The following is a 16,083-nucleotide window of genomic DNA, read 5'->3' on the forward strand; positions in this document are numbered from 1 at the left end:
AAGTGCCGATCGACAATGAAAGCCATGTGCCATCTTTTTAACGCCCACGTCACGAGCCTGTAACAGATCGGCCATACCTTCACGCACTGACCATTTCGCTGTTGGTAGTGCCCTATGCGCCTGAAACTGCTCACCAATCTGAACACATTGTTGCTGGTCGCCGTGTGCACTGCACTGGCGGCGACCCTGTGGTGGTCGCAAAGGGCGCTGGAACAGCCTTACCTGCTAATGGAGCGCTACCTGCAACTGTCTCGGCAGTTTCAGGATGAGGTCGTGCGCAATGTCCAGGATTACCTGAACAGCGGCGATGCGTTGCGCCATGCCGAAGCCACCCAAGCCTTGACCCGGCTGCGCGAGGGCATCACCGGGCTGCCGGCAGGGCTCACCGGCCCCCTGCTGCAGGAAGTGGATGCGCTGATGACGTTCACTGCCGAGCAACTGCTGGCGGCCGGCAAGCTGGCGGGCGACCCTCAGGCCCTGCTGGTGCAGGCCGAACGCGAACTGGGCGGCACGCTGGAACAGCTGGCCCGGTATGCACAGGGTGACAGCGCTTATCAGGCAGCGCTGCTGAGCGCCAGCCAGCAATTGGCCAAGCTGACCCTGGCGCGGGAGAAGATGGTCAGCAGCGGACACAGTGAGCTGGCCGCCGACGTGGAGCGCGAACTGGCCGGCATCAGGACCCAAGCCACCACCTTGCAAGGCTTGCCGCTGCTGGGGGTTTCCAGCACCAGCGCATCGAGTGCCGATGATTTCGCTTCTTTGATGGGTTTGCAGAATGAGAACACCACGACTACTCAGGACGACGGCGTGGACCTCAAACGCGAGTTGGCCAGCCTGTTGACGCGGTACCCGGCCGAATTGAGCCGCACCCGTGAACTGATCCAGCGTCGGACGGAACTGGCCGAGGCCGCGCAGCAACGCATCGGCGCGGTCCAGCAGGGCCTGGGAGCGCTGGAACCCGGCGTACGCAGCCAGCACGCTCGAATCCAGAGCGAAGTACGGCTTCTACAAGGTGCCATGATCGGCCTGATTCTGTTGATCGCACTGCTGATCGACGTCTTGCAGCGGCGCCTCGCCGGCGTGCTGACGCGCCTGGATCCGGCCCTCTCGACCTGGGCCGAGGGTGACTTTGCCCGGCCCATTGCCCTGGGCCGGACCAATCATGAATTGCAGGCCATTGAAGCGTCCCTCAATCGCCTGCGCCTGTATCTGGTCGAGTTGGTCGGCACCATTCGCCAGAACGCCGAGCAGGTGGCCGGGAGCAGCCATCAACTGGCCGAGCTCAGTGGTGGCCTGCATCAAGGGGCGCTGCGCCAGGCTGGCGATACTGCGCAGATTCGCGATGCACTGGGCGAGCTGGAAGCGACCATCGGCCAAGTGGCCGGTGACGCCAGTCAGGCTGCGGCGGCCAGCCGCCTGGCGGGTGATGCGGTGGAGCATGGTCAGCAGGTCATCGGGCAGAGCCTGAGAGGACTGCATGCGCTGGTGGGTGAGGTGCAGGGCAACGCGCAGATGATCGAACAGCTCGCCGAGGAATCGGCCACCATCGGCGAAGTGCTGACCGTGATTCGCTCGATCGCCGACCAGACCAACCTGCTCGCCCTCAATGCCGCGATCGAAGCGGCCCGCGCCGGCGAAATGGGTCGCGGTTTCGCGGTGGTGGCCGAAGAGGTGCGTTCGCTGGCGTCGCGCACCACCGGGGCGACCCATCAGATTCAGACCTTGATTGCCGGCCTGCAGACGGTTGCGCGCGATTCCGTGCAGGGTATCCGCGCGCAGGTGGTTCATGCCCAGGCCACGGCGAGTCAGGCCGAGGCGGCGGACGGCGCGCTGGCGCAGATCGTCACGGCGATCCAGACCATCTCCGACACCGCCGTGCGCATCGCCGACTCGACTGCACAGCAAAGTGGCGCGGTAGGCGACATTCGCGAGCACGGCGAGCGCATTCATGGCCTGGGTGAAGACAACCTGCAACTCATTGACCAGGGACGGGCTCAAGGGGAGCACCTGTTGCAACTGGGGGGCGAGCTGCGCACGGCGGTGCAGGCGTTCAGGGTCTAGCGCGGGCGACCCTGTCCAGGCGACCCTATCCGGGCGACCCATCCTGTTACATGAAATTGCCCCCTGCCGATTCGGCAGTACCGCACGGCTCCAGTATGATGCGCGCTCAGTTGCTGTTCGAGAAACGTCATGCGCCGCCTGCTCTGCCTCCTGTTGTTGGTTTTCGCACTGCCCGTCGCGGCTTCCGGCCTGCTCGACACACGGCCCAGCGCCACCCTGGGAGGCGCATCGCTGAACAACAGCGCCGACTTCCTGCCGGTCGGCCAGGCGTTCCAGCTCGAACAAGTGCAGTCGTCGGCGCAAGACATCACCCTGCGCTTCATCATCGCCGAAGGCTACTACCTCTATCGCCACCGCTTCGAATTCAAGGCCGAACCCGCCGACATCGCGTTGGGAACGGTACAACTGCCGCCTGGCGAGGCGAAACATGACGAGTACTTCGGCGATGTCGAGGTGTACCACGGCATTCTCGATGTGCACATTCCTCGCCCCAGCGATGATCAGCGGGCCTTCACTCTAGCGGTGACCTTCCAGGGTTGTGCGGACAAGGGCTTGTGCTATCCGCCTGAAACCCAGCGCCTGTCCGTGGCGGGTATCGGTCAGGCTGCGCCGGTGGTCAGCCAGACGCCGGTCACGGATGGCTGGCAATGGCATGAACTGGCGTTGTTCTTTCTCGCCGGCATCGGCCTGACCTTCACACCCTGCGTGTTGCCGATGCTGCCGATCCTGTCCGGCGTGGTCCTGCGCGGGCAGGTCGGCGGGTGGCGCGGCTTCAGTCTGTCGCTCGCCTATGTGCTGCCCATGGCAGTCTGTTTCGCCTTGCTGGGTGCGCTGATGGGCAAGTTCGGCGCCGAACTCAATCTGCAGGCACGCTTGCAGTCGGTCTGGGTGCTGGTGCCCTTCGCCCTGTTCTTCGTGATTTTCGCCCTGGCCATGTTCGGTTTGTTCGAGCTCAAGCTGCCAGCGGCCGTGAGCCAGCGCCTCGATCGCGTGGCCGGCAATGCCAAGGGCGGCTCGCTGTGGGGCGCCGCGGTGCTGGGCGTGGTGTCGAGCCTGTTGGTGTCACCGTGCGTATCGGCGCCGCTGGCCGGGGCACTGCTCTATATCAGCGCCAGCGGCGATGCCTTGGGAGGCGGGTTGAAACTCTTCTCCCTGGGCCTGGGCATGGGTGCGCCGCTGCTGTTGGTCGCCACCGGCGGCGCGGCCTGGCTGCCCAAGAGCGGCCCTTGGCTGGTGACCGTCAAGAATGCCATCGGCGTGCTGCTGCTGGGCCTGGCGATCGCCCTGCTCGCCCGGGTATTGCCGGGCAGTGTGACCCTGCTGTTGATCGGTCTGCTGGCCGCCGGCGTCGGTGTGTTCATGGGTGCTCTGGAGTGGGTGGTGAAACCGGCACGGCAACGCTTGCAACAGGTGCTGGGGCTGGGCTTTGTGTTCTACGCCCTGGCTTGCTGGCACGGAGCCCTGAGCGGCCAATCCGATCCTTTCCAGCCGCTGGCACGTCCCACCGTCAGCGCTTCGAGTGCTGCCCCGCCGAGTGCCGCAGCCGATGCGTGGCAGACGGTGACTACCCGTGAAGGTTTCGAACTGGCCCTGCATCAGGCCAAGGCCAGTGGCCAGCCTCTGGTACTGGACTGGTACGCCGACTGGTGCATCAGCTGCAAGGTCATCGAGCATGAAGTACTGACCGATCCGCAGGTCATCGTGCGGCTGGCCGGGTATCGCAAGGTGCGCCTGGACATCACCCAGAGCAATGCCGAACAGCGCGCCCTGCTCGATCGCTTCAAGCTGTTCGGGCCACCGGCCTTGCTGTTCTTCGACGCCAACGGCATCGAACAGGTCGCCTCGCGGGTCGTTGGCGAAATCGATGCGGCAGGGTTCGTCGGGAAAATACCGTCATCAGGCGATGAATGATCGTCGGCAGTGACCGAAATCGACAAGCGAGTCACAAATTTTGCGCAAACATCGGACAACGTGCGGGCTATTGCGCTTAACTGGACAGACGCCTGGGCTTTCCGGCATAGTTCGCCCGCTCCGCGTGTGAACCCGACGGTGAGAGGTCACTGAGAATGGACATGATCCGACAGCTTTTGCCGGCGGATGTCACCACCGACGTGACGCGCCGCTGTCGATGAGCATCCCACTGTTCGACGTGCGTATTTTTCACCGGCACGTTCAAGAATTTTCGCCGTCACTCGGCCCTTTTCAACGGCACATGAGTGTTCGCAGCCTTCTTTGAAAGGCGCTTGGCATAGAACACCTACTGAACGCCCCTGACCGACCCTTGGGAGTTGATGATTAATGGATATTCGTAAAGTCAAGAAACTGATCGAGCTGCTGGAAGAGTCCGGCATCGACGAGCTGGAAATCAAGGAAGGCGAAGAATCCGTACGGATCAGCCGTCACAGCAAGACCCCGGCCCAGCAGTACTATGCGCCCGCGCCGATGGCAGCCCCTGCCGCCGCGCCCGTGGCCGCCGCACCTGCTGCCGCAGCCGCCGAACCCGCTGCTGCCAAGTTGAACGGCACCGTGGCTCGCTCGCCAATGGTCGGCACCTTCTACCGCAAGGCGTCGCCAGCGTCGCCGGCATTCGTCGAAGTGGGCCAGACCGTGAAGAAGGGCGATACCCTGTGCATCGTCGAAGCAATGAAAATGATGAACCACATCGAAGCTGAAACCAGCGGTGTGATCGAATCGATCCTGGTAGAAGACGGTCAGCCGGTTGAGTACGACCAGCCGCTGTTCACCATCGTTTGACCAGCGGAGAGCCTGCGATGTTGGAAAAAGTTCTGATCGCCAACCGCGGCGAAATCGCCTTGCGGATCCTGCGTGCCTGCAAAGAGCTGGGCATCAAGACCGTTGCCGTCTACTCCAAGGCCGACAAGGAGCTGATGCACCTCGGCCTGGCTGACGAGTCGGTCTGCATCGGTCCGGCGCCTGCCAACCTGTCCTATCTGCACATCCCGGCAATCATCGCCGCTGCCGAAGTGACTGGCGCCACCGCCATCCACCCAGGCTATGGCTTTCTCGCCGAGAACGCGGACTTTGCCGAGCAAGTCGAGAAATCCGGTTTTGCCTTCATCGGCCCGACTGCCGATACCATCCGCCTGATGGGCGACAAGGTTTCGGCCAAGCACGCGATGATCGCCGCTGGCGTACCGACGGTACCCGGCTCCGATGGCCCGCTGCCGGAAGACGAGGAAGAAGCCCTGCGCATTGGCCGTGAAGTCGGCTACCCGGTGATCATCAAGGCCGCTGGCGGCGGCGGTGGTCGCGGCATGCGTGTGGTGCACAAGGAAGAAGACCTGATCGCCTCGGCCAAGCTGACCCGCACCGAAGCCGGTGCCGCGTTCGGCAACCCGATGGTGTACCTGGAAAAATTCCTGACCAATCCACGTCATGTGGAAGTTCAGGTGCTGTCCGACGGCCAGGGCCAGGCAATTCACCTGGGCGACCGCGACTGCTCGCTGCAGCGCCGTCACCAGAAGGTACTGGAAGAAGCACCGGCACCGGGCATCGACGAGGCTGCTCGCGAGGAAGTTCTGGCTCGCTGCGTCAAGGCGTGCATCGAAATCGGCTACCGCGGTGCTGGCACTTTCGAGTTCCTGTACGAGAACGGTCGTTTCTATTTCATCGAGATGAACACACGCGTTCAGGTGGAGCACCCGGTATCGGAGATGGTCACGGGTATCGACATCGTCAAGGAGATGCTCAGCATCGCCGCAGGCAACAAGTTGTCGTTCACCCAGGATGACGTGGTCATTCGCGGTCACTCCCTGGAGTGCCGGATCAACGCCGAAGACCCGAAGAACTTCATCCCCAGCCCCGGCACCGTCAAGCATTTCCACGCGCCGGGTGGCAACGGCGTTCGCGTCGACTCGCACCTGTACAGTGGCTATGCGGTACCGCCGAACTACGACTCGCTGATCGGCAAGCTGATCACCTGGGGCAAGGATCGCGACGAGGCCCTGGCCCGTATGCGCAATGCGCTGGACGAGATCATCGTGGACGGCATCAAGACCAACATCCCACTGCACCGTGACCTGGTGCGCGATGAAGGTTTCTGCAAAGGCGGCATCAACATTCACTACCTGGAACACAAACTGGCCAGCCAGAAGTGATTCGGTAGTCTATGTGACGTTGTCATGTGAAAAGGACCCGGCTTTCGAGCCGGGTTTTTTTTGGTCCTGACGCGCCTCCTCGCGTAAACTGGCGCGCTTGTCGCAGCGACCCTGCTGCGCCCACCGTTTAGATCGAAGGTGCCTGCCATGCCTTGGCTGCAAGTCCGTCTGGCCATCAGCCCAGAACAAGCCGAAACCTATGAAGATGCGCTGCTGGAAGTCGGTGCCGTGTCCGTCACGTTCATGGACGCCGAAGACCAGCCGATCTTCGAACCTGAACTCAACACCACACCGCTGTGGTCGCACACCCACTTGCTGGCGCTGTTCGAAGCCGACACCGACGCCGACGCAGTATTTGCCCACTTGCAGTTGCTGACCGGCACGACGCTGCCCGAGCATCACGCCGAGGTGATCGAGGACCAGGACTGGGAACGCAGCTGGATGGACAATTTCCAGCCCATGCGCTTCGGCCGCCGCTTGTGGATCGTACCCAGCTGGCACGAAGCCCCGGAGCCTGGCGCCGTCAACTTGCTGCTGGACCCGGGCCTGGCGTTCGGCACCGGCACCCACCCCACCACGGCCCTGTGCCTGGAGTGGCTGGACGGTCAGCAATTGCAGGACACTCAGGTGCTGGACTTCGGCTGCGGCTCGGGCATCCTGGCGATCGCTGCACTGCTGCTGGGTGCGCAGCAGGCGGTCGGCACCGACATTGACGTGCAGGCCCTGGAGGCTTCGCGCGACAACGCCCAGCGCAACGGCATTGCCGACGACCGCTTCCCGGTGTATCTGCCTGCCGACTTGCCTGCGCAGCAGGCGGACGTGCTGGTAGCCAACATCCTTGCCGGGCCGCTGGTCAGCCTCGCACCCCAGCTCAGCGGGCTGGTCCGGCCTGGCGGCCTGCTGGCGTTGTCCGGCATCCTCGCCGAGCAGGGTGAGGAAGTCGCCGCCGCCTACGCCCAGGACTTCGAGCTGGACCCGATCGCCAACCGTGATGGCTGGGTACGCATCAGCGGCCGTCGCCGCTGAGCCCCGACCAGCATGTTCCCCTGCCCTCCCAGGACCTGCGCATGAGCGAAAGTTTCGTCACCCAGTGCCCGCATTGCCAGAGCAGCTTCCGCGTCAACCACAGCCAGCTGAGTGTGGCACGTGGCGTGGTTCGTTGTGGCTCCTGCCTGCAGGTCTTCAACGCCGCCCGGCAGTTGCTCGAACAGAGCGCGACCCTGACCCCGGCCAACCTGCCCAGGCCGCCTGAGCTGGCGCCGCGGCCGTGGAGCAACGGTGACATCGACCTGGACCAGCTGGAGCTGGGCGACGCGCCCCGAGTGGACAGCCTGAGCGCGCGCCGGGACGATACCGAGGTGGATTCGCCAGCCTTGCCGCCGATCATCGAGCGGCAACCTGCACTGGATGACGACGAAGCAGTAGCGCCTGCGAGCCGCACCGAACCGTCGTTTTCACGCCGCGCAGACCTCGACGACACGCACATCGACGATGAACCGTCCCTGAACGGCCACGGCCGGCTGTCGGCGCTGGACGAACACGACCGGGACGAGCCACCCGTGAGCGCCTTCAACTCGCCGCGCAAGGCGCAAGCCGACCGCAACGAACCGGCCGTGCGTGATGACGACGACCTGGCCGGTCTGCTCGACGAGCCGATGCAACTGGCCTGGGAGAAGCCTCGCCCGCACTGGGGCAAACGCTTGATGTGGTTGGGCCTGGCGATCGTGGCCGCCTTGGGCCTGGGCGTGCAATACGTGGTCTACCACTTCGGCGAGCTGGCTCGACAGGATCAGTATCGCCCCCTGTTTCAGGAACTGTGCCCCGTAATAGGCTGCAGCGTACCGGCCAAGGTCGATATTGCCCTGATAAAAAGCAGCAACCTGGTGGTGCGCAGCCACCCTGACTTTGCCGGAGCGCTGGTGGTGGATGCAATCATCTACAATCGCGCCGCGTTTGCGCAGCCCTTTCCCCTGCTTGAACTGCGCTTCGCCGACCTCAACGGCCAACTGATCGCCAGCCGTCGCTTCAAGCCCAGCGAATACCTCAACGGCGAGTTGGCCGGCAAGGCCGAGATGCCCCCGCAGACGCCTATCCACATTGCCCTGGACATCCTCGACCCAGGCCCTGCAGCGGTCAATTACAGCCTGAGTTTCCGCTCGCCCGAATAGCCGGATGCTTCGGTGGAGGGGCGCACTCCGCCCGTCCAAACCTGTCCGCGGGGGCAGATAACTGTTCAGATTTTATCCAAATCGATCTTTAACCCGTCATCGAGAGCGGGTATTATGCCAACCCTTTTTCGAACTCTCATGATCCGGCCCCACAACAGGGAAGTCCTATGTCGGCGGTACGCATCGGCCCATATACCTTGAACAATTCGCTGGTCCTGGCCCCCATGGCCGGGGTTACCGATCAGCCCTTTCGTCAGTTGTGCAAGCGCCTGGGCGCAGGCCTGGTGGTGTCGGAGATGGTCACCAGCGACATGAGCCTGTGGAACAGCCGCAAGTCGCGGCTGCGCATGATCCACGAAGGTGATCCCGAGCCGCGCTCGGTGCAGATCGCCGGCGGGGACGCGCAGATGCTGGCCGAGGCGGCACGGGCCAACGTCGAGGCCGGGGCGCAGATCATCGACATCAACATGGGCTGTCCGGCGAAAAAGGTGTGCAACAAGGCAGCGGGGTCTGCCTTGCTCAAGGATGAAGCGCTGGTGGCGCAGATTCTGGAGGCGGTGGTGGGGGCTGTGGATGTGCCGGTCACCCTGAAGATTCGTACGGGTTGGGACCGTTCCAACCGTAATGGCATCAGCGTTGCAAAGATTGCCGAGCAATCGGGCATCGCCGCGTTGGCGGTGCACGGTCGCACACGCGCCGACCTGTACACCGGCGAAGCCGAATACGACACCATCGCCGCGATCAAGCAGGCGGTGTCGATCCCGGTTTTTGCCAATGGCGACATCGATTCACCGCACAAAGCCCGGCAGGTATTGCAGGCGACCGGTGCCGACGGCCTGCTGATAGGGCGCGCGGCGCAGGGTCGGCCGTGGATCTTCCGGGAAATCGAGCATTACCTGCGCACCGGTGAACTGCTGCCGGCACCGCAGTTGAGTGAAGTGGAAAGCATTCTGCTGGAACATTTGCAGGCCCTGCACGCCTTCTATGGCGAGGTCATGGGCGTGCGCATCGCACGCAAGCATGTTGGCTGGTACCTGAGTACACAGCCGGGCGGGCGGGAATTTCGCAGCCATTTCAATGGGCTGCAAGAGACGCAAGAGCAATGCGCCAACGTTCGCGAGTTTTTCGGCGAACGCCATAGAAGCCTTGGTGAAAGGGACGCGAAAGAGGTGGCCGCATGACGATGATGAGCGAGACTTTAGTGAGTGGAACAACGCCTGTGAGCGACAACGTAAACCTGAAGCAGCATCTGAACACGCCGAGCGAAGAGGGCCAGACCCTGCGCGGCAGTGTCGAGAAGGCGTTGCACAACTACTTTGCGCACCTCGAAGGCGCCTCCGTCACGGACGTGTACAACCTGGTGTTGTCCGAAGTCGAAGCTCCCTTGCTCGAAAGCGTCATGAACCACGTCAAGGGCAACCAGACCAAGGCCAGTGAGATGCTGGGCCTGAATCGCGGCACCCTGCGCAAGAAACTCAAGCAATACGATCTGCTGTAACCGAAGTATTCAAACCAGAAAAGGCGACCCAGCGGTTCGCCTTTTTTGTTGACTTCTACGCTTTGAAGATGGAAATCGTGATGACCGACCAGACCACCCGCCTGCCGATCCGCCGCGCCTTGATCAGCGTTTCCGACAAGACCGGGATCGTTGAATTCGCCCGCGAACTGGAAGCCCTTGGCGTCGAGATCCTGTCCACCGGCGGTACCTTCAAGCTGCTGCGCGACAACGCCGTGGCCGCTGTGGAAGTGGCCGACTACACCGGCTTCGCCGAGATGATGGACGGCCGCGTGAAAACCCTGCATCCGAAGATCCACGGCGGCATCCTCGGCCGTCGCGGTACCGACGACGCCATCATGGCCGAACATGGCATCAAGCCGATCGATCTGGTCGCGGTCAACCTCTATCCCTTCCAGGCCACGATTTCCAAGCCCGGCTGCGACCTGCCCACCGCCATCGAGAACATCGACATCGGCGGACCGACCATGGTCCGTTCGGCCGCGAAAAACCACAAGGACGTGGCCATCGTGGTCAACGCCAGTGACTACGCACAGGTGCTGGAAAGCCTGAAAGCCGGTGGCCTGACCTACGCGCAGCGCTTCGACCTGATGCTCAAGGCTTTCGAGCATACCGCCGCGTACGATGGCATGATCGCCAACTACATGGGCACCATCGATCAGGCTAGCGAGACCCTGAGCACCGAAGGCCGCGGCGAATTCCCGCGCACTTTCAACAGCCAGTTCGTCAAGGCCCAGGAAATGCGCTACGGCGAGAACCCGCACCAGAAAGCGGCGTTCTACGTCGAGGCCCAGCCGGCCGAAGTGGGCATCGCCACCGCGACCCAGCTGCAAGGCAAGGAACTGTCCTACAACAACGTGGCCGATACCGACGCCGCGCTGGAATGCGTGAAGAGCTTCGTCAAGCCGGCCTGCGTCATCGTCAAGCATGCCAACCCGTGCGGCGTGGCCGTGTGCCCGGAGGCCGAAGGCGGTATCCGCCAGGCCTATGAGCTGGCCTACGCCACCGACACCGAATCGGCCTTCGGCGGCATCATCGCCTTCAACCGTGAACTGGATGCAGCCACGGCCAAGGCCATCGTCGAGCGTCAGTTCGTCGAAGTGATCATTGCCCCGAGCGTCAGCGAAGAAGCCCGCGTCATCGTCGCGGCCAAGGCCAACGTGCGCCTGCTGGCCTGTGGACAGTGGTCGGCCGAGCGGGCCGACGCCTGGGACTACAAGCGAGTGAACGGCGGCCTGCTGGTGCAAAGCCGCGACATTGGCATGATCAGCGCCGATGATCTGAAGGTGGTGACGCGCCGAGCACCGAGCGAGCAAGAAATCCATGACCTGATCTTTGCCTGGAAAGTGGCCAAGTACGTCAAGTCCAACGCGATCGTGTACGCCAAGAATCGCCAGACCATCGGTGTCGGTGCCGGTCAGATGAGCCGAGTGAACTCGGCGCGCATCGCGGCGATCAAGGCTGAACACGCCGGGTTGCAGGTACAGGGTTCTGTGATGGCCTCGGACGCGTTCTTCCCGTTCCGCGATGGCCTGGACAACGCGGCCAAGGTGGGGATCACCGCGGTGATCCAGCCGGGCGGTTCGATGCGTGATGCCGAGGTGATTGCGGCGGCCGATGAAGCCGGGATCGCGATGGTCTTCACCGGCATGCGCCACTTCCGCCACTAACTTGGCGACGGCCGCATTGAAGCGGGTATCTGCCGCGTTGGAACCGGTGTCGCTGATGCTCATTGCCAATAGGCAACTGCGCTCAGCGCCACCGGTTCCGCCTTGCATCTACCCACTCCACTGCGACCTCCTGCAGTGATGTTCCACGGGTACGCCACCCCTGTAGCAGCGGCGCGAGCCGCGTCAGGCCGTTACGCGACATACCGTGAACACCCCTAGAATTCCGCTTTACCGAGGTTTTGAACCATGAACGTATTGATCATTGGCAGCGGCGGGCGCGAACATGCGCTGGCCTGGAAAGTCGCCCAGGACCCACGGGTCGAGAAAGTCTTCGTAGCGCCGGGCAACGCCGGTACCGCTATCGAAGCCAAGTGCGAGAACGTCGCTATCGACATGCTGGCACTGGAGCAACTGGCCGACTTCGCCGAACAGAACGTGTCCCTGACCATCGTCGGCCCGGAAGTGCCGCTGGTGGCCGGCGTCGTCGATCTGTTCCGCTCGCGCAACCTGGATTGTTTCGGTCCGACCGCAGGCGCAGCCCAGCTCGAAGGCTCGAAGGCGTTCACCAAGGATTTCCTGGCGCGGCACAAGATTCCCACCGCCGACTACCAGAACTTCACCGAGATCGAGCCGGCCCTGGCCTATCTGCGTGAAAAAGGCGCGCCGATCGTGATCAAGGCCGATGGCCTGGCCGCTGGCAAGGGTGTGATCGTCGCCATGACCCTGCAAGAAGCCGAAGACGCCGTGCGCGACATGCTCGCCGGCAATGCCTTCGGTGATGCCGGCTCGCGCGTGGTCATCGAAGAGTTTCTCGATGGCGAGGAAGCCAGTTTCATCGTCATGGTCGACGGCAAGAACGTGCTGCCCATGGCCACCAGCCAGGACCACAAGCGGGTCGGCGACGGCGACAGCGGCCCGAACACCGGTGGCATGGGTGCCTACTCCCCTGCCCCGGTGGTAACTGCCGAGGTTCACCAGCGGGTCATGGATCAAGTCATCTGGCCCACCGTGCGTGGCATGGCCGAAGAAGGCAACGTCTACACCGGCTTCCTGTATGCCGGTCTGATGATCGACAAGGCCGGCAACCCCAAGGTCATCGAGTTCAACTGCCGCTTCGGTGATCCGGAAACCCAGCCGGTCATGCTGCGCCTGCAGTCGAGCCTTATTCTGCTGATCGAAGCGGCCTTCGCTCAGGCGCTGGACAAGATCGAAGCGCAATGGGACCCGCGGCCGAGCGTCGGCATCGTGCTGGCGGCCGGTGGCTACCCAGGCGACTACGGCAAAGGCGATGTGATCGGTGGCCTGGATGCAGCGGCGAACGAGCCGGGCAAGGTGTTCCATGCGGGCACCGCGCTCAAGGATGGCCAAGTCGTCACGGCAGGTGGCCGCGTGTTGTGCGCCACGGCACTGGGTGACAGCGTTGGCGCCGCCCAACGGCAGGCCTATTCGCTGGCAGCCAAGATCGATTGGTCTGGCTGCTTCTATCGTCGTGACATCGGTTACCGGGCCATTGCTCGCGAAAACGGCGAGTAAACGGTGAACGTCGAGGGCGTGACGCCCTCGACACACGTTTCACAGCGCACACGGCTATAATCAGGCATTCATCTACGAAGGGATTTCGCCTTGCGCTGGCTCAGGACTGCCATAGGATTCACCGCGGGCCTGCTGGCCCTGCTCTGTATGCTCGGTGCTCACGCAGAGTCGGCGGGCGGCTGGTCGATGCTGATGGACGAGGATGGCCGGCTGCAGTTGGGCGACGTGCGCTCCGAACGCTTCCAGAACCAGTTCTCCCCCGTGCAACTGCGCCAGGTCAACGCCGCCGGACCTAACGGCGCGCTGTGGCTGCACTACCGCCTGCCGCCGAGCGACCAGGAATTGTTGCTGCGGATTTTCTGCCCCGATCTCAAGGCGCTGGATTTCTACGTGCTCGATGCCGACGCGCTCATCAGACGCGCCTCCTCGGACACCGATGTCAATACTGAAGCCCCGCTGGCCAGCAGTGATCATCTGCTGACCCTGCCGGTGAGCCAGAAGCCTCTGGACGTCTATCTGCGCATCGCTTCGGAACACCAGATTCGTCCCAGCATCGTGCTGCAATCGTCTTCCGCGGCTGCCGCCGACCAACGTGAGCCATTGCTGTTCGGTCTGCTGTTGGGCTGTGTCGCCATGCTCATCCTGCACAACCTGATGTGCTTCGCCCATCGGCGCTCCAGCAGCAGCCTGTGGCTGGCCTGCTCCCAGGCATGCCTGCTGGCATCGGCGCTGATCCTGTTCAACTTCACCGGACCCTGGGTTTCGCTCTGGCCGGGGGCGCGCACGCCGGCTGCCTACAGTGCGCTGCTGCTGGCATCGGTGACCGGGCTGCTGTTCTGCCTGCGTTTCTTTGCCGTGCGCCAACACCAGCGCTCCAACACCATCATCAAGGCCGAAGTGGCGCTGATTGCCCTGTGCGGGTTGCTGCTGCTGTTCGTCGACGGCCTGCCGTTCAACTTCTTCGCCTACGGCCTGCTGGCTCTGACCAGCCTGACCATGCTGATGATCGGCGCCTGGCACTGGCTGCAGGGCTACCGCCCGGCACGGACGTTCTGCCTGGGTCTGCTGGTGTGCAACCTGGGCTGCCTGGTGGTCCTGCCAGCGCTTCTCGGCCTGACCCGCACACCTTCGCAATGGCTGATCTTTACCTTGCTCGGATTCGCCATGGTCGGCGGAGTGATCCTCAATGCCGCCCTGACCCAGCGTCTGCGCAGCATCAGTGAGGATCGCTACAGCGCCAGCCGGCAACTGGCGGCCAGCACAGCCGAGATCAACGCCAAGGCAGAATTTCTGGCCAAGCTCAGCCACGAGATTCGTACACCCATGAACGGCGTACTGGGCATGACCGAGCTGTTGCTGGGCACGCCGCTGTCGGTCAAGCAACGCGACTATGTACAGACTATCCACAGTGCCGGCAACGAGCTGCTCGGTCTGATCAACGAGATCCTGGATATTTCCAAGATCGAATCCGGACAGATCGAGCTCGACGATGTGCAGTTCGACCTGCACGCGTTGATCGAAGACTGCCTGAACATCTTCCGCGCCAAGGCTGAGCAGCAGAACATCGAACTGATCAGCTTCACCCAGCCGCAGGTGCCGCGGGTCATCAGCGGTGACCCTACACGCCTGCGCCAAGCGCTGCTGAGCCTGTTGGACAACGCCCTGAAGAAGACCGACCAGGGTGAGATCCTGCTGGTAGTGGCGCTCGACCAGCGCAGTGCCACACCGCGCCTGCGCATCGCCGTGCAGGACAGCGGCGAACCGATGCCGAGCGCCGAACGCGAAGCGCTGCTGCACACCGAGCTGCGCAGCACCAACCTGCTCGACGGCAATCGCCTGAGCGGGCATTTGGGGCTGGTGATCGCCCGTCAACTGGTGCTGTTGATGAAGGGGGATTTCGGCATCAAGAGCGGCAGCGAGCATGGCAGTACCCTGTGGCTGACCCTGCCGCTGGATCCGCAGCGACTCGAACAGCCCTGCTCGGACCTCGATCTGCCGCTCAAGAACGCACGGGTGCTGGTGGTCGACGACAACGAAACCTGCCGCAAGGTGCTCGTGCAGCAGTGCAGTGCCTGGGGCCTGAACGTCAGCTCGGTGCCGTCAGGCAAGGAAGCCTTGGCCCTGCTGCGCACCAAGGCGCATTTGCGTGACTATTTCGATGTGGTCCTGCTGGACCAGAATATGCCCGGCATGACCGGCATGCAGCTGGCAGCGAAGATCAAGGAAGATCCAAGCCTGAACCACGATATTCTGCTGATCATGCTCACTGGCATCAGCAACGCGCCGAGCAAGATCGTCGCGCGCAATGCCGGGATCAAACGGATCCTGGCCAAGCCCGTGGCCGGCTATACGCTCAAGACCACCCTGGCCGACGAGCTCAGCCATCGCGGCGACATCGAGGCACCGCCACCTGCCGCTGCCCACCTGCCGCCGATCGACCTGCCCAGCGACTTTCGCATCCTGGTGGCCGAGGACAACAACATTTCCACCAAGGTGATCCGCGGCATGCTCGGCAAGCTCAACCTGCATCCGGACACCGCCAGCAATGGTGAGGAAGCCTTGCGAGCGATGAAGGCCCAACGCTACGACCTGGTGCTGATGGACTGTGAAATGCCGATCCTCGATGGCTTTTCTGCCACCCGTCAGCTGCGTGCGTGGGAGATGGGCAACCAGCGCGTGCGTACGCCGGTGGTGGCGCTGACCGCACACATCCTCAGCGAGCACAAGGATCAGGCGCGCCAGGCCGGCATGGACGGACATATGGCCAAGCCGATCGAAATGTCGCAGCTGCGCGAATTGGTCGAGCATTGGGCGGCCCAGCGCGAGGCCATCGTGCCGCCTTTGAAAACCCTCTGATCCTGCACCTGCCCCTGTAGCAGCGGCGCGAGCCGCGTCAGCTGTATACGCGGTGTGTCAGGCAGTGCGCGGTGTGGCCGGACGCGGCTTGCGCCGCTGCTACAGGGGGGGGGGCGTTCGGCGGCAGTGTGCGCGGTGTGTCAGGGAATGCGCAGTGTGGC

The 16,083-nt window shown here is 63.2% G+C and carries 11 protein-coding genes; all 11 read left to right on the forward strand.

Annotated elements, in window-relative coordinates:
* The first annotated feature begins 114 nt into the window (after window positions 1-114).
* Window positions 115-2,061 (forward strand): methyl-accepting chemotaxis protein, encoded by a 1,947-nt coding sequence (locus QMX89_RS14720; RefSeq protein WP_282348756.1) that lies wholly within the window; start codon window positions 115-117, stop codon window positions 2,059-2,061.
* 129 nt (window positions 2,062-2,190) lie between these two features.
* Window positions 2,191-3,972 carry a protein-disulfide reductase DsbD gene (locus QMX89_RS14725; RefSeq protein ID WP_282348757.1) on the forward strand — a complete coding sequence of 594 codons (1,782 nt, stop codon included), beginning with the start codon at window positions 2,191-2,193 and terminating at the stop codon, window positions 3,970-3,972.
* A gap of 387 nt (window positions 3,973-4,359) precedes the next feature.
* Entirely contained in the window at window positions 4,360-4,815 is a 456-nt protein-coding gene (accB, locus tag QMX89_RS14730; protein WP_049861972.1) for an acetyl-CoA carboxylase biotin carboxyl carrier protein, read from the forward strand.
* 17 nt (window positions 4,816-4,832) lie between these two features.
* Window positions 4,833-6,179: an acetyl-CoA carboxylase biotin carboxylase subunit gene (gene accC / locus QMX89_RS14735; RefSeq protein ID WP_049861973.1), complete on the forward strand. Its 1,347-nt coding sequence runs from the start codon at window positions 4,833-4,835 to the stop codon at window positions 6,177-6,179.
* A 147-nt stretch (window positions 6,180-6,326) separates the two neighbouring features.
* Window positions 6,327-7,205: a 50S ribosomal protein L11 methyltransferase gene (prmA, locus tag QMX89_RS14740; RefSeq protein WP_049861974.1), complete on the forward strand. Its 879-nt coding sequence runs from the start codon at window positions 6,327-6,329 to the stop codon at window positions 7,203-7,205.
* Window positions 7,206-7,246: 41 nt separating this feature from the next.
* On the forward strand, window positions 7,247-8,347 hold the full coding sequence (locus tag QMX89_RS14745) for a DUF3426 domain-containing protein (protein ID WP_282348758.1): 1,101 nt from the start codon (window positions 7,247-7,249) through the stop codon (window positions 8,345-8,347).
* Between the two features lie 167 nt (window positions 8,348-8,514).
* On the forward strand, window positions 8,515-9,528 hold the full coding sequence (dusB, locus tag QMX89_RS14750; RefSeq protein WP_049861976.1) for a tRNA dihydrouridine synthase DusB: 1,014 nt from the start codon (window positions 8,515-8,517) through the stop codon (window positions 9,526-9,528).
* Complete coding sequence (fis, locus tag QMX89_RS14755; protein ID WP_049861977.1) at window positions 9,525-9,845, forward strand: DNA-binding transcriptional regulator Fis; 321 nt, start codon at window positions 9,525-9,527, stop codon at window positions 9,843-9,845. Before dusB ends, fis begins: the two co-directional genes overlap by 4 nt.
* Before the next feature lie 80 nt (window positions 9,846-9,925).
* Window positions 9,926-11,533, forward strand: coding sequence for a bifunctional phosphoribosylaminoimidazolecarboxamide formyltransferase/IMP cyclohydrolase (gene purH / locus QMX89_RS14760; protein ID WP_282348760.1), 1,608 nt, complete (start codon window positions 9,926-9,928; stop codon window positions 11,531-11,533).
* Window positions 11,534-11,779: 246 nt separating this feature from the next.
* Entirely contained in the window at window positions 11,780-13,066 is a 1,287-nt protein-coding gene (gene purD / locus QMX89_RS14765; RefSeq protein WP_282348761.1) for a phosphoribosylamine--glycine ligase, read from the forward strand.
* Window positions 13,067-13,156: 90 nt separating this feature from the next.
* Window positions 13,157-15,922 carry a hybrid sensor histidine kinase/response regulator gene (locus tag QMX89_RS14770; RefSeq protein ID WP_056844342.1) on the forward strand — a complete coding sequence of 922 codons (2,766 nt, stop codon included), beginning with the start codon at window positions 13,157-13,159 and terminating at the stop codon, window positions 15,920-15,922.
* The last annotated feature ends 161 nt before the right edge of the window (window positions 15,923-16,083 follow it).

Origin of the sequence: Pseudomonas sp. PS01301 (genome assembly GCF_029960215.1) — a bacterium.
Lineage (GTDB): Bacteria > Pseudomonadota > Gammaproteobacteria > Pseudomonadales > Pseudomonadaceae > Aquipseudomonas > Aquipseudomonas coleopterorum.